Genomic DNA, 16,268 nt, shown 5'->3' on the forward strand with positions numbered 1-16,268 from the left:
ATCCGCCTAGTGGGGCATGGCGGACTAGATTTGCTGAGCTTGAGTTCTTTGCATTTTGTCCCGATTGCAGACATCGCCTCCGCCGGGCACGTGCAAAGAATCTCGACACAATCCTATGGTGAGCCGTTGTTGTACTACATCTACCAGTTAGGAGGTAGTTTTGGGGCTCAAAAAGATATTTTGCACACGCCGTGATCCTTAATTGCCTGGCGTTTCCTGTTCGGGCGGCCGGCATCCAGTTGCTGGAATCTCCGTCGCTCGCCGGCGCTATTTGGTATCCATGCGCAGCTAAGCCGCAGGGTGTGCCACTTGGCAGCCTCGCGGTACCCTTTACGAATTCCCTTGAAGGCGCGAAGGATTGTCCGGTCACTGGCGCAAAGCTGCCTCTGGTGGTCTTCTCCCACGGTCGCGGCGGCTGGTTCGGTCTCCATCATGACACGGCAGAGGTGTTGGCTGACGCCGGCTTTGTCGTCGCAGCCATTAGGCTGTGTACTCATAAACCGGCGGCTAAGTCCGCTTCGCTCCGATACCAACCTCCTTTGCCAACCGCGACAAATGTCGCGATGGGCCAAAAGCAGAAGAATTTAGTCGGACAAAGGCCCGCCTTCTTTGGCCGGCCTCGTCGTGCAAGAGGCAGCCTGCTCAAGTACTATTCAAGCCCGCCAGAAGGGTTTTTTGATTTCCAGAGCGATGTCGGACCAGGACAACCCGACATCATGCAAGTCGTGGTCAGTCCATTGCGCCAATTCGCGGCGCTGCCGAACCCGCTCGCGCCAAATTTGCAGTGTGCCAAACGCGCGCTTCACTGCATAAGAAAGCTCCGAGCCGCCCGGCCCCACGGTCTTCGACATCCGGGCACCATACGAGGTCGATCCGCCCCTCCCCTTCATCGTCAGTCCTTTGCTCGGCCAAGCCAGATCGCGACCGCACCGGCGAGCAACACAGCGGCCGAAATGAGCAGCGAGGCATGTGCGCCCGCAATGAACACGTTGTTGCCTCCGACCAGCGAGCCGAATAGGGCAACGCCAAGCACGCTGCCGGTCTGCCGCGTTGCGTTCAGCACGCCCGCGGCGATGCCGGATCGCGACTTCTCGACACTGCCGAGCAGCGTCGAGGTCAAGGACGGCACGAGCAGGCCGAGCCCGCCGCCGAGGACCATAAGCTGAGTGCCGATCGCCCCGTAGCTGGTGCCTGAGGCCACAGGCAGCAGCGCAACGCAGCCCGCGGCAGTGATCACACAAGCCAGTGCAATGGTTTGCGGCGCGCCGAGGCGCTCGCTCACCGATGCGGTGACGAGGTTGGCGGGCAGCACCATGCCCATCATGGGCACGAAGGCGAGTCCTGTTGCGAACGGCGACCAGCCGTTGACCTCCTGGAAGTAGAGACTGAGCACGAAGATCAGGCCGTAGAAGGCGATGTTGAAGAGGAGCCCGACCAGAGCGGTCAGCGCAAACATGCGGTGGCGGAACAGCGAGAGTGGCAGCATCGGTTGTGGCGCGCGCGCCTCGCGCCATACGAACAGGACTCCGATCACGGCCGATGCCACGAAGCCCATGATGACGCGCGGATGGCTCCAGCCGAGCACGCCGCCTTCGATCAGGGCGCCGGCCAGCGTGCCGAGGGTTGCAATCGCCGTGATCTGTCCCGGCAGATCGATCTCGCGCTGCGCGAGCCGCGGCGTCTCCTCGGCATAACGCCAGGCAAGCCAGAGGCCGGCGGCGCCAATCGGCAGGTTGACGAGAAAGATCGCGCGCCAGCCGACTAGCGCGATCAGCGCGCCGCCGACGAACGGCCCCGAAGTCAGTGCGACGCTCGCACCTGCGGCCCAGAAGCCGACCGCGCGGCCGCGCGCCTTCGGATCGGTATAGGTATGATTGAGCAGCGTCAGCGAGTTCGGCACCAGGATCGCTGCTGCCAGGCCCTGCACGGAGCGTGCGGCGATCAGGAATATCGCCGACGGCGCCAGCGCGCAGGCGAGCGAAGCCAACGTGAAGATCGCAAAGCCCGCGATGAATATCCGTTTGGCGCCAATGCGGTCACCGAGCGCGCCGGAGGTCAAAATGAAGGCCGCGAATGCGATGGTGTAAGCGGTCACGACCCATTGCAGCTCGGCCACGCTACCGCCGAGCGAGGTGCCGATGCTGCTCAGCGCAGTATTGACGATGGTGATATCGAGCTGCACTACGCCAAGGCCGAGGCTCGTGGCAGCAAGTGCCAGCGCCGTCGCGAGAGGCGAACGGGATGACGTGTTGTCGGAGTGGGCTAGTTCCGGCTGCCTTGTATTGAACGAAGTTGTTTGCATTGATCACACTCAGTTTCCTGTAAGAATTTGACGGCCCAGATCAGCCCGCTTTGCGATGGTCATTCGATACCAATCGAATATTCGGAGCCGCGGGATGATCTTTCGCCTCATCGCGGGACTTCCTTCACCGGGCCTGTTGGCGTCCAGGCAACCTATGTCTCGTGATCGAACCAGTCTCGCGGAAACACTACGGTCTTGACCGAAGTATTCGTGCTTGGCACTGCGTCCTTATCGGCGTACGAGAAGGGCATGGACACGGGACCCAAAATCGCCCAAGTCGCAGCACTCATCGGCGACCCGGCGCGCGCCAACATGCTGAGCGCGCTAATGGACGGCCAAACGTTGACCGCCTCGGAGCTCGCGTATGTGTCTGGCGTGGCGCCGCAGACAGCGAGTGGCCATCTTGCGAAACTCAGCGACGCGGGATTGCTCGCGCTCGCAAAGCGGGGCCGACGACGATATTTCCGCCTGGCCTCTCCGCACGTCGCGCGCGTGCTGGAAGGTCTCATGGTCGTGGCGCAGGACGGCCCCGCCCGGCAGCGCAATCTCTGGCGCGGTGGAGAAACGCTCCGGTACGCTCGCACGTGCTATGACCACATGGCCGGCCGCATCGCCGTCGCAATCGCCGACCGGCTGGTCCAACAGTCGTTTATTCTGCTCGACGAGGATGGCGGGCAACTCACCGATGCCGGCCGGTTATTCTTCAATGAGTTGGGCGTCGATCTTCGCCTCGCCTCCAAGCGCCGGGTGTTCTGTCGTCCCTGTCTCGACTGGAGCGAGCGCCGGCCGCATCTGGCCGGGGCGGTCGGCGCCGCCATTCTTGATCACGCTCTCCAGCACAATTGGGTCGAGCACGTCAGGGATAGCCGAGCGCTCGTCGTAACCCCAGTTGGCGTTAGAGAGCTCGCCGCAACGTTCGGCATCGAGGGCGCACCCCCGATGGACGGTCACGATGGGCGTGTTGGATCAGTCTCCGGAGGCCGGGTATCAGCTATAGCGGTCGAATCAGCGTCCCTCGGACGGAGGTAGTAGCGCGATTAGCCACTTTCGGCGGTGGGGACCGGAGCTGAGCGCGAAGTGTTGCGATTGGCCAGACCCCTGTGATTCAAGCTCCCAAACTGGGGCTCGAATCATGCGCTACGAACTCGCTGATCATGAATGGGTTGCCATCAAGCCCATGCTGCCCAATAAGCCTCGTGGCGTTCCTCGGGTAAACGGCCGACGTGTGCTCAACGGCATCTTCTGGGTCTTGCGATCCGGGGCACCTTGGCGCGATTTGCCGGATCATTTTGGCCCGTACACGACCTGCTACAACCGTTTCGTCCGCTGGCGACGAGCTGGTGTCTGGGGCCGCATCATTGACGCACTTGCCGTAGCCCACGATGCCGCTGTCCAGATGATCGACACCTCCATTGTCCGCGTGCATCAGCATGGAGCCTGCATCACACGAAACAAGCGCCAATCGATGGGGAGGTCACGCGGCGGCTTGACGAGCAAAATTCATGCGGTGGTAGATAGCAATGGTCTGCCGGTACGGCTGGCGTTGAGCCCCGGCGAGGCGCACGACGTTCGACTTGCGGGAAAGCTGCTGTCTCGCCTCAAATCTGGGTCAATGCTGCTGGCCGACCGCCGCTATGACGCGGACTGGATCAGAGAGCTCGCCATGAAGAAGGGCGCGTGGGCCAACATCCCGCCGAGAAGGAATCGGAGCGATCCGATCTGCTTCAGCCCCTATCTCTATCGCTCGCAACCAAGTCGAGCGGTTCTTCAACAGGATCAAACAATGTCGTCGGGTGGCGACGCGCTACGACAGGCTCGCTGCCAACTATCTTGCCTTCGTTCAACTCGCGTCAATCAGGCTATGGCTGCGTCTTTATGAGTCCGCGTCCTAGTCACGTGAATCTAAAGTTCACCACATAAAGTCTGGTGGGCTTTGTGGCAGAAGCGTTTGACGGAAGCCAAGATCTGGTCAGCAGACTTGGTCCATTTGAAGGGCTTCGGATTTTTGTTGTGCAGGTCGATGAAGGTACGGATGTCGGCCTCGAGCTGCTTGACGGAGGTGTGAACACCTCGCTGGATTTGCTTTCTGGTGAGTTCAGCGAACCAGCGCTCGACCTGATTGATCCAGGACGCAGAAGTCGGCGTGAAGTGGACATGATAGTGCGGCCGGCGAGCGAGCCACGCTTTGATCTTGGACGTCTTGTGGGTGGCGTAGTTGTCCATGACGATATGGACAGCGAGCCCCTCAGGGATTTGAGCGTCGATCTCTTTGAGGAACCTCAAGAACTCGACTGCCCGATGGCGCTTGTAGCATTTGCCGATGACGAACCCCGAGGCGACATCGAGCGCTGCAAACAGCGTGGTCGTGCCATGCCGCACGTAGCTGTGCGTGCGACGTTCCGGCACGCCAGGCATCATCGGCAAGACCGGCTGCTCGCGATCGAGGGCCTGAATCTGGCTTTTCTCGTCGATGCTGAGGACAAGGGCTCGGTTCGGTGGGGATAGATAAAGGCCGACGATATCGCGTACCTTGTCGACGAACAGCGGATCGCTCGACAACTTGAATGTCTGGCTACGGTGCGGCTGCAAGCCGAACGCCGACCACATTCGGCGGATGGTGGTGTGGGAAAAGCCAGTTTCCGCCGCCATCGAGCGGATCGACCAGTGCGTCGCGTCGGTCGGCGTCGTCCGCAGCGTCCGCTCGATCACGGCGGCAACCTGATCGTCGTCGATGGTGCGAGGGCGGCCAGGGCGGGCTTCGTCAAGCAGGCCATCACAGCGATCCTTCAAGAATCGGCGGCGCCACTTGCCAACGGTGTGTTCGTGAAGGCCGAGTTCGGCAGCTACAGACTTGCTGGGCAATCCATCCGCGCATCGCAGGATCGCGCGGCACCGCTCAGATAGCGACCGGGCAACACGATGACGACGAACTTGCCTCTCCAAGTACGTCCGCTCCTGCGGACTAAGCACCAACGGCGCAATCGGCCGGCCTCGCACACCTGCATTCGCCACTGGCGCTCTCCTCTCTAGAGATTCGAGCAATCAACTAATGCGACGAATTTGCGTTCCAGACGACTAGTCATCCGGGCGACAACGGCAACGATACCTCGCAAAGCGAAACCCTGTCAGTCTGGGCTTCACGGCCGGTCGACATGGTTCGCTTACTCGATTTCATGTTGAAGGATTGGAAGGACAGAGAGGCTATTGACCCGTCCAGGATTGGGTTCTTCGGCTTTTCGAAGGGCGGCTATACGGGGCTGGTGCTCGAAGGTGCCACTTTCGATTTCCAGCGCACTGCATCCTACTGCACCGACAACTCTCGATTTTGCCAGCAGGTTCGGAGCGGCGACGTCCTGCAAAACCTGCCGAGCGACATTCGGATCAGAGCTGCCGTGCTGGCCGATCCTGCACCGACCGTGGCTTTCACGAAGAATACCTTGTCACCCATCCACATCCCGTTACAGGTCTGGCGATCTGAAATAGGAGCGAAAGATCGGGGAGTTGATCCGGAAGGCGTTGCGCGTGTCCTCAATGCCTTGCCGGGCCAACCCCAGGTTCATATCGTGCCAGCCGGCCACTTCGCGTTCTTGCCGCCATGCTCACCGGAGCTTGCCGCAAACTTGCCGCGCTTCTGCACCGATCCGGCGGGCTTTGATCGGGCAGCCTTTCACCGTGATTTCAACGCAAGCGTTCTAAGATTCTTTCGAGAGCATCTCTGAGCGATGGTGGAATCCGCTCAGGCGGTTTGGTCGGTACCCTCGAAAGGACCGCTTTTGGGCCGACGGCCGACATGCAGACGTCTCGGCTTCAACGTCGCCTGCAAAGCGGACGCGACGAATTCATGAGCGCGCGCCTCAAGCCCGCCGCATCAGCTTGAGCGAAGCGGCAAGGCGCAGGCTGCGCTTGCCTGCGAGCGCGATGCCTTCGAGTTCACCGCTGTCCGCCGTACAGCTTCCGGAGAAACCGATCCCGACCTCATAGCCGCCGAAGACGGGATTCTCTTCCTTCGCCGGCGTATGTTCCTGGTTGAGGATCTCACCCTTCCAGCGGCCATCCGCAGACGAATAGGAGCCGAGGTAGTAGAAGAATGCATCGCCGCCGAGGATGCGGCCGTCCATCAGCAGCATGACGCCGGAGAGCCCGGCATCGACACCGTCGAGCGCGCGGATGTGGATGGAGTACAGCCCGTTCGCAATGCCATCAGGCCCGACCGTGCCGCGCGGCGGCAGCGCCGCATCGTCGAGCGGCGCAAGGTTTGCCCAGAACACGCCGTCGGGCATCGGATCCGCCTTGCCTTCGAACAGGATTGTCGATCCCTCCGTCCTGCCGCGCACCTTGATCGCAGCGACGTCGGCGCCCATCAGCGGCTTGAAGTCGGGATCATCATTGTGACGCTCGGTGATCACCTCGCCGATGATCTCGCCATCGCGCTCCTGATATGTGCCGAGATGCGCGAAGGCTGAATTGCCGCCCAGCAGCTTGCCCTCGTGCATGCACATGATGCTGCGGCCGAACGCGCCGTTGATGCCGTACTCAACCTTGTAGAGACCGTCCAGCAATGAAATGGCCCGCAAATGCAATATCGAATCGCCGGCTACCTAGCATTGTCCGACGGCCGTTGCCATCGGGCTTTTCCGCGCAGGAACCGTTGGCCTTCCGCTGCGATGATGCCATCGTCCCGGTGTTTTGCCCGACGCGTCAATCGATTTCGCTAAATCCGCATACCGCCATCCCGGCCTCCCGGCTACTTTGCATGGGGTTGTTTTCGATATTTTTTGTAGGCCGGTCCGGGACGGCATTCACCACGCGCTAGTGCCGCTTGAAATATTGCACCTCGCGCTCGTGCTTTTCGGCCGCCGCACGGCTCTTGAAGGTGCCGAGATTGCGGCGCTTGCCGGTCTTGGGATTCACCTTGCGTGAATAGAGACGATATTCGCCGGATGCCAGTTTGCGGATCATGATCGCGCCTCCCGTTCGTCCAGGACTCAACGACGGGCTTGCGGGCGAGGTTCCCCAAGCAAGCCGCGGCAGAGGCATCCGCAGCAACCTCGCCCATTAGGGCTCTAGCCCGGACTGCCGCAGGACGGGCACCACCTCGCGTGAAGCCAGATAGCGCAGCAGGCGGTCGGCGGCTGCGGCATGCTTCGCATCCGCCATGCGGGCGGCGGAAAACACCGCCGGCGTTTGCAAGGTGTGCGGGATCGGTCCTACCACCTCGATGCCGTCGATCTGCTTCAACTCGCTGACCTGCTGCACGGCGAGATCGGCCTCGCCGGTCACGAGCCGCTCTGCCGTAAAACCTTGCTGCACGATGGTGGCCCCGGCATTGATCTCGGCCGCAATCCCCATCCGCTCGATCAATTCCGCGAAGTAGATTCCGCTCGCGCCGAGTCGTGAATAGGCGACGGATCGCGCGGCCAGCAGCGTCTGGCGCAGCGCACCTTCGGTGACGATATCGGGATGCGCGTGCCCTGCCCTGACGGCAATACCGACATAGGAGCGCGCCAGGTCGACGGCGCTGTCCGCGGCCACGCGGCCTTCGCCGATGACCTCGTCGAGCCCTTCGCGCGTGAGGATCACGAGATCGGCGGCCTCGCCATCGCGCAACCGCTTGAGCAGTGCCTGGGTCGGCGCGAAGTCCGCGTCGATCCGGATACCGGTGGCCGCCTCAAAGGCCGACGAGAGCTGACGCATCGCCCCTAACAGGCCAAGCGTCGAGAGCGTGCGGACGGTATTTTCCATGTGTGATTCCGGGATAGTGATCAGACGCGATGCATCAGCTTGAGCGCGGCGGTCAGGCGCAGGCTGCGCTTGCCGGCGAACGCGGTTGCCTCCAGCACCGCGTGCTCCCCGTCATAGGTGCCGGAGAAACCGATCCCGACCTCATGACCGCCGAAGATCGGATCGTCCTTCGCCGGCGTGTGCTCCTGGTTCAGGATCTGGCCCTTCCAGCGGCCCTTCGCCGCTGTGTAGGTGCCGAGGTAATAGAACGATGCATCGCCGCCGAGGATGCGGCCCCGGTTCAGCAGCATCACGCCGGTGAGGCCGCCATCGACGCCATCGAGCATGCGCAGGTGAACCGAGTAGAGTCCGTCGACGATGCCGCCCTCGCCGGCGCCGCCTGCGATCGGCACCTCGTCCTCCGTGATCGGCGTCATCACCGACTGGAAGGGCACGCCGGGCAACTCCTTCAGCTCCCCCCTGAAGCGATAGAGATCGCCGTCCGGCGTCCCCTTCGCAATCAAGGTCGCATCGTCAGTGCCGGCCATGGCGCGGTAATTTGGATCCGGGTTGTGGCGGACAGTCTTGATTATGACGTCGACGCCGTCGTCCGTCTTCTCGTAGGTGCCGATGTGGGCGAAGGCCGAATTGCCGCCGAGCATCTTGCCGTTGCCGGCATGCATCACGCTCCTGCCGACCGCGTCGCCAAGCTGAAATCGCACCTTGTAAAACCCTTCGAACACCAGCCGCGTCCCCGGCCCTGCGCGCATCCGAGCGCAGTCTATCCCGCTTTCGCCGGCGATGGACAAATTTAGGGCCCGGCATGGCCGCCAGACCGCAGCGGAGATCGTCATCAAAATGCAAAAATCCGCCAGAGCCTTTCGACTCTGGCGGATTGAAAGCAACCCGGACCAGCCCCCCCTGGCCCGGGCCGGGAGGATCTTAGGCCGCGGCCTTCTTGTCGGTCGGCACGGACGAGATCGTCTTCAGGATCTGCGAAGCGATCTGGTATGGGTCGCCCTGCGAGTTCGGACGGCGGTCTTCCAGATAGCCCTTGTAGCCGTTGTTGACGAAGGAGTGCGGAACGCGGATCGAGGCACCGCGGTCGGCCACGCCATAGCTGAACTTGTTCCAGGGCGCGGTCTCGTGCTTGCCGGTCAGACGCTTGTCGTTGTCCGGGCCGTAGACGGCGATATGGTCCATGAGGTTCTTCTCGAAGGCGGCCATCAGCGCCTCGAAGTACTCCTTGCCGCCGACTTCACGCATGTAGGCGGTCGAGAAGTTGGCGTGCATGCCCGAGCCGTTCCAATCGGTGTCGCCGAGCGGCTTGCAGTGGAATTCGATGTCGATGCCGTACTTCTCGGTGAGGCGCAGCATCAGGTAGCGGGCCATCCACATCTGGTCGGCAGCGGTCTTGGAGCCCTTGCCGAAGATCTGGAATTCCCACTGGCCCTTCGCGACTTCCGCGTTGATGCCTTCATGGTTGATGCCGGCCGCGAGACAGAGGTCGAGATGCTCCTCGACGATCTTGCGGGCGACGTCGCCGACGTTCGAATAGCCGACGCCGGTGTAGTACGGACCCTGCGGGGCCGGATAGCCGGACGACGGGAAGCCGAGCGGACGGCCGTCCTTGTAGAAGAAATATTCCTGCTCGAAGCCGAACCAGGCGCCGGCGTCGTCGAGGATGGTGGCGCGCTTGTTGGACGGATGCGGGGTCTTGCCATCGGGCATCATGACTTCGCACATCACCAGCACGCCATTGGTGCGGGCGCCGTCCGGGAAAACTGCAACCGGCTTCAGCACGCAGTCCGAGCTGTGGCCTTCGGCCTGCTGCGTGGAGGAGCCATCGAAGCCCCAGAGCGGAAGCTGCTCGAGCGTCGGGAACGACGCGAATTCCTTGATCTGAGTCTTGCCGCGCAAATTCGGTGTCGGCGTATATCCGTCGAGCCAGATGTACTCGAGCTTGTACTTGGTCATTGAGCCTCTCTGTAGATGATGCGAAAGGTGGGAACCGAGAGTTCCCGCACATTGTACCCGGCCATCATCGGCCGCCCGGTTACAAGCATTTTACGTGCCAAAAGACCGTACTGCTGACCTTTATCCACCGGTGCCGGTCCACGCCGGCAGGCCCGCCGGAGGTCCCCAAATCCGTGCGTCACAGCAGCGCACCTTTCCGTGAAGCTGCACTGCAAAAATCCCGCGGAAAACGCTCGATTCTAATGCAGCCTAGCGCTGCAGTGCCGCTACCGATGAAAGGCGCAGCACCGTCCCGCAATTTTCGCAAAGTCGCCGGCCCGCCTCTCGCAACCTTCGCAATGGCCCAGGCGTTTGGTCACTCGTCCGATGCCTTGGAGGAAGCAAAACATCGGCAGCCCAAGAAATAGGCAGGAAGTGATCTGCTTTTGGGCACTTTGCATTCCCGCATGCTCGGCCAATATCGAGATTCCAGTAACCACAATCGAACGAGTCAGGCGCAGCTTGGAGGCCAAGCGCTTCGACCAAGGAGATATCGAATGATCAACAATGGTCTGAGTGAGGGATCTGCAAAGATCTACCAATTCCCCGTCGGCGGCCGCGCCGCTCTCGGGGGGCGCCGCTATGGCGAGACCCGCCTTCCTGCCGATCACGTTTCGCGTCCCGTGAGCGAATCGATCTGCAGCGATAGCTGGTATCATCAGGAGGCGATCGACGAAGCCAAGCCGAAATGGGACCGATGATGCCCGCCTTCGGTTCGGGACTGCCGTGCTCGCTCGAATCCGGGCGGCAATTCGAAAAAGGGTCGAAACAACGTCGTTTCGACCCTTTTTGATTCTTGGGACCTTGTTGTTGGGACCAGGTTCTCAGATCACCGCACAGGTGGTGACAGGCCGCTTGAGATGCTTGACCGTGGTGGTGCCTGTCTTGCCGAATTTCAGCGTGATGCCCGCCCCTGAATAGCGTGCGCCCGAGACCGTCAGCCGCTTGGCGAGAGTGATCGGCTCGCCGTCGATCTGGACGAAGGCGCGCTTGTCGTAGTCATAAAACCCAACGATGAACTGCGTACCATCGGCACAACGATAGGTCTGGAACGTCTGCGCGCTCGCCGGCCGCGCCTGGAAGGTTCCGCCTGCAAGAAGTCCGAAAGCCAAAATAATGGCCTTGTGCCGGCCCATGATCGCCCCCTGTAATAGACCTCAAGAAAAAACCCGAAGGACGCCTGCTACGCGCGCCCGCCGGTAACATAGCCCAAGCTGATCCCATGTCAGACTCCCCTGCCCGCCACCTCAAGCTGCAAGGCGCCAGCAATTTTCGCGATCTCGGCGGCTATCCGACTGCCGACGGCCGCACGACGCGTTGGCGCCACATCTTCCGCTCCAACCATCTCGGCCAGCTCACTGCGGCCGATGTCGACATCGTCCGCGCGCTCGGCGTAAGGAGCGCGTTCGACTTTCGCGGGGTTGAGGAGCGCGCCGCCGGCGTCTGCGTGGTCAATGAGATCACTGTCCACTCGCTGCCGATCGAACCGACCGTGGTGGCTGCGCTGCGCGCCGAGCTCGCCAGGGGCACGCTGACCGCGCCGGTTGCGCTGGAGATCATGCGCGAGTCCTACCGCAACTATGTCCGCTACAACACGCACAGCTTCCGGACGCTGTTCGGGCACTTGTTGGAGGACCGCGCGCCGCTCGTCATCCACTGCACTGCCGGCAAGGACCGCACCGGCTTTGCCAGCGCGCTGATCCTGCACGCGCTCGGCGTGGCGGACGGCATCATCGCCGAAGATTACCTGCTGACCAACCAGCTCTACCGCCGTGACGCCACGAGCGCGGTCGATCTTCCCGCCGATGTGCTCGACGCCATCGGAAGCGTCGAGGCCTCCTATCTCGATGCCGGCTTCGAGGCCGTGCGCGCCGAATATGGCGATCTCGAATCCTACTTGCGCGATGGGCTCAAGCTCGGCACACCGGAGCGGACCGCGCTGAAGGCGCGCTATTTGCAATTCTAAGCGCCGTGTGCCCGGAGGTCGATGATGCAAGGTAAGGTTCTGATCGTCACCGGCGTGCTCGGCGCGCTCGGCAAGATGGTGGCCGAGGTTGCGCGGGCGCGAGGCGCGCGCATTGCCGGCATCGACTACGCCCCCTCGCAGATGCCGGCGACGGCCGACCGCATCGAGATCGGCGGCGTCGATCTGACCGATGCGGCACAGGCGAAGACGGCGGTCGATACGGCGGCACAGCACTTCGGCAAGCTGGACGCGCTGATCAACGTCGCTGGCGGCTTCGCCTTCGAGACGGTCGGCGACGGCGACATCAAGACATGGCAGCGCATGTATGCGCTCAATGTGCTGACCGCGCTCAACACCTCGCGCGCGGCGCTGCCGCATCTCGCCGCCTCCAAGGCCGGCCGCATAGTCAACATCGGCGCGATGGGCGCGCTACAGGCCGGGGGCGGCATGGGCCCCTACGCAGCCTCCAAGGCCGGCGTGCATCGCCTCACCGAGGCACTGGCCAACGAGTGGAAAGGCAAGGTCACCGTGAACGCGGTGCTGCCGTCGATCATCGACACCAAGGCCAACCGCGCGGACATGCCGAAAGCGGATTTCTCCAAATGGGTGACGCCGCAGGAGCTCGCTGAGGTGATCCTGTTCCTCGCCAGCGACGCCGCGAGCGGCGTCACGGGTGCCCTGATCCCGGTGAGTGGACGCGTCTAGTCCGGCACCCCGATTTGCCGCCCTGCACGCCGTCCAGCATCTCGATCCGGATGTGGTACAGCCCATTCCCGATTGTCATCTTCGCGAACGCCCGACTGTCCCCGCGTGCAGGATAGCCGCACCATCGATTCCCGATCAAATGGCGCAGAGGCCTAGGTCCGATCCGGGCTAGACTGCCCGGAACTGATTCTCGAAACGGAACGCAAAGCCTCGGAAGCTTTCTTGGAAACCTCCCTTTATCTGCCCGTCAAACGCTTCCTCGAAGAGCTCGGCTTCACGGTCAAGGGCGAGATCGGCGGCTGCGATCTCGTAGGCTTGAGCGCCGGCGATCCGCCGGTCGTGGTGATCGGCGAGCTCAAGCTCTCCTTCAATCTCGAGCTGATCCTGCAGGCCGTCGACCGCGCGCCGGCCGGCGACGAGATCTGGATCGCCGCAAAGATGTCGGCGCGCGGCAAGGGACGCGAGAGCGATGCGCGCTACCGCAACCTCTGCCGTCGGCTCGGCTTCGGCATGTTAGGGGTGACCGATCGCGGCCAAGTCGAGGTGCTGGTGAAGCCGCCGACGGCAGCCCCGCGCCGCGAGCCGAAGACACGCTCCCGCCTCGTCGCTGAGCATCAGCGCCGCCACGGCGATCCCGTGCTCGGCGGCAGCACGCGGGCGCCGATCATGACCGCCTATCGGCAGCAAGCGCTCGCCTGCGCGGCGGCGCTCGCCGACGGGCCGCGGCGCGTCCGCGAGCTGCGCGAACGTTGTCCGGACGCCGGCAAGATCCTCCTGCACAACGTCTATGGCTGGTTCAAGCGCGCCGAGCGCGGAATCTATGGCCTCACTGAGGCCGGCCAGGCGGCCCTGAAACGCTGGCCGCAGCAACGGGTTAACGTCGATGCCGGTGTCGCCTCTCCGTCCTGACATTGGATCGATGCAAGCCGTGAATAGCTGAGATGCCACATCAAAATCATATTGCAATGCAACATAGGCGGCACTAGGTATCCCGGGATCGAAATGAGGCCCCCATGAGTGCAGACTGGAATACCAAATATGGCACGCGGCGCGTCCGCCACGATCCGCCGACCCTGGACGAGGCGATTTTCGCCGCCGTCGGCATCACCGACGATCAGGACGCGCAGGCCGAGATCGCTGCCGCGCTGATGGGAATGCCGCTCGATGTCGTGCAGGCCGAAGTGAAGAAGCAGGCCCGTACCAACACCCGCATTTCGGCAACCCGCGTCATCGCCGGCGAACAGGGCGCACAACGTTCGGTCGTGGTCGAACGCCGCGTCGTGCGCCGTTTCGGCAACGACAAGCGCACCGGGACCTGAGCGCTTTTTCATTCCCCCAAATACGAAAGCGGACCGGCCTTGCCGGTCCGCTTTTTTGATTCCGGGCAACGCCCCTAAGCGGCGCGATTGCCGTACATGCTGGAGATGAGCTTCCAGCAGGTCGAGTTGAAGCTGAGGATCGCGCGGCCGGCCGTAAACGGCGCTGCCGCGAGATCAGCAAGCTCGGCCTCGGGCGTCTTGGCGAGATCGATCGTGCCTGTCGATTCGCCATGCCGGAATTGCAGATGCGCGCCGAACTTCTTCGCAAGTCCGCGCATAGCGTGATTCTCGGCTCCCGTCGTGATGCGCAGGCGCTTGTAGCCTTTCCAGCGCGCCTCGGCGATCAGGCGGCGGAACAGCACGGTGCCGACGCCTTGGCGGCGCGCCGAGGCTTCCACGCTGAACGCGACCTCAGGCAACGAATCGCCTTCCGGCGGATGCAACTCGGCGGCACCGCGGACCACCCCGTCGACGATATAGGCGACGATCACTGTACCGTCCTCGGCACAGCGGGCGGCATAACGCTCGATGAAGCTGTCGTCGAGAAAACCGTTGAATCGGTCGTGCCGGCTTTCAGGATCGAGCCTCAGAAGGTGATCACGCAGAAGCGGCAGCTCTTCCTGCTGGATCAGTGTCCGCACATAGCCCTGAGCGGTACGGACGGTCTCTTCAATTGCCACGTCAAAACTCCTCTTGGTGTCCCTCGAGGAGGCGTTCGAATCCCTAGGCGCCCAATATTGTGCGTCGCAGCATATTTTTCAAGATGGGAACCTGCCCAAGTTAGAGGCATGGCAAACGACCAATTCGTTAACAGAATCAAGTCCCCATAATCATCCGAGGACGAGCTGCGTCTGGGTCACCACGGCCACCAGCTTGCCGTCCTCGGTCTCCAGCCGGGTCGTCCAGACCTGGGTTCGACGGCCCCGGTGGACGGGTGTTGCCGTGGCGACCAGGGTGGTTCCTTCCTTGGCCCCACCGATGAAATTGGTCTTGCTCTCCAGCGTGGTCGTGCCCTTGGCGTCCTCAGGCAGGTTGATCACGGTCGCAGCCGCCCCGACCGAATCGGCCAGCGCCATCACGGCGCCGCCATGCGCGATGTGGCCGAGCGTGCAGAGATCGGGCCTGACCGTCATCCGTGCCACCACGCGATCCTTCTCGGCTTCGACGAATTCGACACCCTTGAGTTCGGCAAATGGCATCTTCATCGCTTTAAGTTTCTCAAGCGGCGTCATCGAGTCTTCTCCCAATTCGTTGTGTTCTCAACGTGAATGGCTTTGATCAGCAAAGCAATGACGTCCGAGGTAAGGGCCCTGCTGACATCTTTGCCGGCATTTGCGCATATGCTCCTCCCATGCGCCACTTCCCGCCCCGCCGCATCGTCTGCCTGACCGAGGAAACGGTCGAAACGCTCTATCTTCTCGGCGAGCAGGACCGCATCGTCGGCGTCTCCGGTTACGCGGTGCGCCCACCACAAGTGCGCCGCGAGAAGCCGCGGGTGTCGGCATTCGTTTCGGCGGACATTCCAAAAATCCTGGCGCTGGAGCCGGACATCGTGCTGGCCTTCTCCGACCTTCAGGCGGGCATTGTCGCCGACCTCGTGCGAGCCGGTATCGCCGTCCACGTCTTCAATCAGCGCGACGTCGCCGGCATTTTGGCAATGATCCGCACGCTAGGCTCGCTCGTGGGCGCGGCAGGACGCGCAGAGGACCTCGCGCAAGGCTTCGAATGCCGCCTCGCCACGATCGTCGCAACACCCCGCCCCTTGCCGCGGCCAAAGGTCTATTTCGAGGAGTGGGACGATCCGTTGATCTCGGGCATCGGTTGGGTCTCAGAGCTGATCGAGATCGCCGGCGGCGAGGATGTGTTTCCGGAGTTGCGGCATCGGCACGCCGCGAAGGACCGCATCGTCACGGCGGAGGCGGTGCGCGACGCCGCGCCCGATGTCATCCTCGCCTCCTGGTGCGGCAAGAAAGTCGTGCCCGCGCGCATCCGCCAGCGCGATAGCTGGAGCGAGATTCCGGCAGTGCGTGATGACCGCATCGTCGAGATCAAGTCGACGATCATACTGCAACCGGGGCCGGCCGCGCTGACGGATGGACTGGATGCGATCGTGAAGGCCTTGTGGGGCGAGCGCGAATAACTTCCCCGTCGAGCATCTCGTGTGCCGGACGCGCCGCGACGCGCCAGCATTGCGGTGCTGAGGCGGGACCCATCTCGCAACGAATTCCCGCGTAGCATG

At 62.6% G+C, this 16,268-nt stretch carries 20 protein-coding genes and 2 pseudogenes; 11 read left to right on the plus strand and 11 right to left on the minus strand.

The window, feature by feature from the left end:
- Positions 1-302: 302 nt before the first annotated feature.
- Positions 303-491 (plus strand): annotated as a pseudogene (locus tag MTX21_RS40045) (hydrolase); the annotation flags it as partial.
- Between the two features lie 162 nt (positions 492-653).
- On the opposite strand, the gene MTX21_RS07745 reads toward MTX21_RS40045, so the two are convergent.
- Both MTX21_RS07745 and MTX21_RS07750 read right to left on the minus strand, forming a co-directional pair.
- The gene (locus tag MTX21_RS07745; RefSeq protein WP_280964222.1) at positions 654-851 is read right to left on the minus strand and encodes a DUF1127 domain-containing protein; all 198 of its coding nucleotides are present in this window, start codon (positions 849-851) and stop codon (positions 654-656) included.
- 41 nt (positions 852-892) lie between these two features.
- On the minus strand, positions 893-2,302 hold the full coding sequence (locus MTX21_RS07750; RefSeq protein WP_280964223.1) for an MFS transporter: 1,410 nt from the start codon (positions 2,300-2,302) through the stop codon (positions 893-895).
- Positions 2,303-2,551: 249 nt separating this feature from the next.
- On the opposite strand from MTX21_RS07750, the gene MTX21_RS07755 reads away from it, so the two are divergent.
- The 3 genes and pseudogenes from MTX21_RS07755 (at position 2,552) to MTX21_RS07765 (ending at position 4,194) form a co-directional block, all read left to right on the plus strand.
- The gene (locus MTX21_RS07755) at positions 2,552-3,331 is read left to right on the plus strand and encodes a helix-turn-helix transcriptional regulator (RefSeq protein WP_280964224.1); all 780 of its coding nucleotides are present in this window, start codon (positions 2,552-2,554) and stop codon (positions 3,329-3,331) included.
- A gap of 148 nt (positions 3,332-3,479) precedes the next feature.
- Positions 3,480-3,986 (plus strand): annotated as a pseudogene (locus MTX21_RS07760) (IS5 family transposase); the annotation flags it as partial.
- Positions 3,987-4,005: 19 nt separating this feature from the next.
- The gene (locus MTX21_RS07765; protein ID WP_280970997.1) at positions 4,006-4,194 is read left to right on the plus strand and encodes a transposase; all 189 of its coding nucleotides are present in this window, start codon (positions 4,006-4,008) and stop codon (positions 4,192-4,194) included.
- Positions 4,195-4,204: 10 nt separating this feature from the next.
- Here MTX21_RS07765 and MTX21_RS07770 read toward each other — a convergent pair whose 3' ends face one another.
- Entirely contained in the window at positions 4,205-5,314 is a 1,110-nt protein-coding gene (locus MTX21_RS07770) for an IS630 family transposase (protein WP_280964225.1), read from the minus strand.
- A 140-nt stretch (positions 5,315-5,454) separates the two neighbouring features.
- Here MTX21_RS07770 and MTX21_RS07775 point away from each other — a divergent pair, with 140 nt between their 5' ends.
- Positions 5,455-6,021 carry a hypothetical protein gene (locus tag MTX21_RS07775; protein WP_280964226.1) on the plus strand — a complete coding sequence of 189 codons (567 nt, stop codon included), beginning with the start codon at positions 5,455-5,457 and terminating at the stop codon, positions 6,019-6,021.
- Positions 6,022-6,156: 135 nt separating this feature from the next.
- Here the strand turns inward: MTX21_RS07775 and MTX21_RS07780 are convergent, their stop codons facing one another.
- The 5 genes from MTX21_RS07780 to MTX21_RS07800 form a co-directional block, all read right to left on the minus strand.
- Positions 6,157-6,861: a GrlR family regulatory protein gene (locus MTX21_RS07780; RefSeq protein ID WP_280970998.1), complete on the minus strand. Its 705-nt coding sequence runs from the start codon at positions 6,859-6,861 to the stop codon at positions 6,157-6,159.
- A gap of 250 nt (positions 6,862-7,111) precedes the next feature.
- Entirely contained in the window at positions 7,112-7,261 is a 150-nt protein-coding gene (locus tag MTX21_RS07785) for a hypothetical protein (protein ID WP_007609497.1), read from the minus strand.
- Positions 7,262-7,357: 96 nt separating this feature from the next.
- Positions 7,358-8,044, minus strand: coding sequence for a substrate-binding domain-containing protein (locus tag MTX21_RS07790; RefSeq protein WP_280964227.1), 687 nt, complete (start codon positions 8,042-8,044; stop codon positions 7,358-7,360).
- 20 nt (positions 8,045-8,064) lie between these two features.
- Positions 8,065-8,766 carry a GrlR family regulatory protein gene (locus tag MTX21_RS07795; protein ID WP_280964228.1) on the minus strand — a complete coding sequence of 234 codons (702 nt, stop codon included), beginning with the start codon at positions 8,764-8,766 and terminating at the stop codon, positions 8,065-8,067.
- A 199-nt stretch (positions 8,767-8,965) separates the two neighbouring features.
- The gene (locus MTX21_RS07800; RefSeq protein ID WP_280964229.1) at positions 8,966-10,000 is read right to left on the minus strand and encodes a glutamine synthetase beta-grasp domain-containing protein; all 1,035 of its coding nucleotides are present in this window, start codon (positions 9,998-10,000) and stop codon (positions 8,966-8,968) included.
- A 536-nt stretch (positions 10,001-10,536) separates the two neighbouring features.
- Between MTX21_RS07800 and MTX21_RS07805 the strand changes: the two genes are divergently transcribed.
- Positions 10,537-10,740, plus strand: a complete 204-nt coding sequence (locus tag MTX21_RS07805) for a DUF2735 domain-containing protein (protein WP_280964230.1) — start codon at positions 10,537-10,539, stop codon at positions 10,738-10,740.
- A gap of 123 nt (positions 10,741-10,863) precedes the next feature.
- Here the strand turns inward: MTX21_RS07805 and MTX21_RS07810 are convergent, their stop codons facing one another.
- Positions 10,864-11,175, minus strand: a complete 312-nt coding sequence (locus MTX21_RS07810) for an MliC family protein (protein ID WP_280964231.1) — start codon at positions 11,173-11,175, stop codon at positions 10,864-10,866.
- Positions 11,176-11,261: 86 nt separating this feature from the next.
- On the opposite strand from MTX21_RS07810, the gene MTX21_RS07815 reads away from it, so the two are divergent.
- From MTX21_RS07815 to MTX21_RS07830, 4 genes are all read left to right on the plus strand, one after another.
- A complete protein-coding gene (locus MTX21_RS07815) occupies positions 11,262-12,005 on the plus strand; it encodes a tyrosine-protein phosphatase (protein WP_280964232.1) in 744 nt (247 codons plus the stop codon).
- A gap of 24 nt (positions 12,006-12,029) precedes the next feature.
- Positions 12,030-12,710: an SDR family oxidoreductase gene (locus tag MTX21_RS07820; protein ID WP_280964233.1), complete on the plus strand. Its 681-nt coding sequence runs from the start codon at positions 12,030-12,032 to the stop codon at positions 12,708-12,710.
- A 222-nt stretch (positions 12,711-12,932) separates the two neighbouring features.
- Entirely contained in the window at positions 12,933-13,619 is a 687-nt protein-coding gene (locus MTX21_RS07825; RefSeq protein ID WP_280964234.1) for a DUF2161 family putative PD-(D/E)XK-type phosphodiesterase, read from the plus strand.
- Positions 13,620-13,723: 104 nt separating this feature from the next.
- The gene (locus MTX21_RS07830; protein ID WP_279370234.1) at positions 13,724-14,029 is read left to right on the plus strand and encodes a hypothetical protein; all 306 of its coding nucleotides are present in this window, start codon (positions 13,724-13,726) and stop codon (positions 14,027-14,029) included.
- Positions 14,030-14,103: 74 nt separating this feature from the next.
- Here MTX21_RS07830 and MTX21_RS07835 read toward each other — a convergent pair whose 3' ends face one another.
- Positions 14,104-14,709: a GNAT family N-acetyltransferase gene (locus MTX21_RS07835; RefSeq protein WP_280964235.1), complete on the minus strand. Its 606-nt coding sequence runs from the start codon at positions 14,707-14,709 to the stop codon at positions 14,104-14,106.
- Between the two features lie 150 nt (positions 14,710-14,859).
- Positions 14,860-15,261, minus strand: coding sequence for a PaaI family thioesterase (locus MTX21_RS07840; protein ID WP_280964236.1), 402 nt, complete (start codon positions 15,259-15,261; stop codon positions 14,860-14,862).
- A gap of 119 nt (positions 15,262-15,380) precedes the next feature.
- Between MTX21_RS07840 and MTX21_RS07845 the strand changes: the two genes are divergently transcribed.
- A complete protein-coding gene (locus tag MTX21_RS07845; protein ID WP_280964237.1) occupies positions 15,381-16,169 on the plus strand; it encodes a cobalamin-binding protein in 789 nt (262 codons plus the stop codon).
- The last annotated feature ends 99 nt before the right edge of the window (positions 16,170-16,268 follow it).

Origin of the sequence: Bradyrhizobium sp. ISRA430 (assembly GCF_029909975.1) — a bacterium.
Lineage (GTDB): Bacteria > Pseudomonadota > Alphaproteobacteria > Rhizobiales > Xanthobacteraceae > Bradyrhizobium.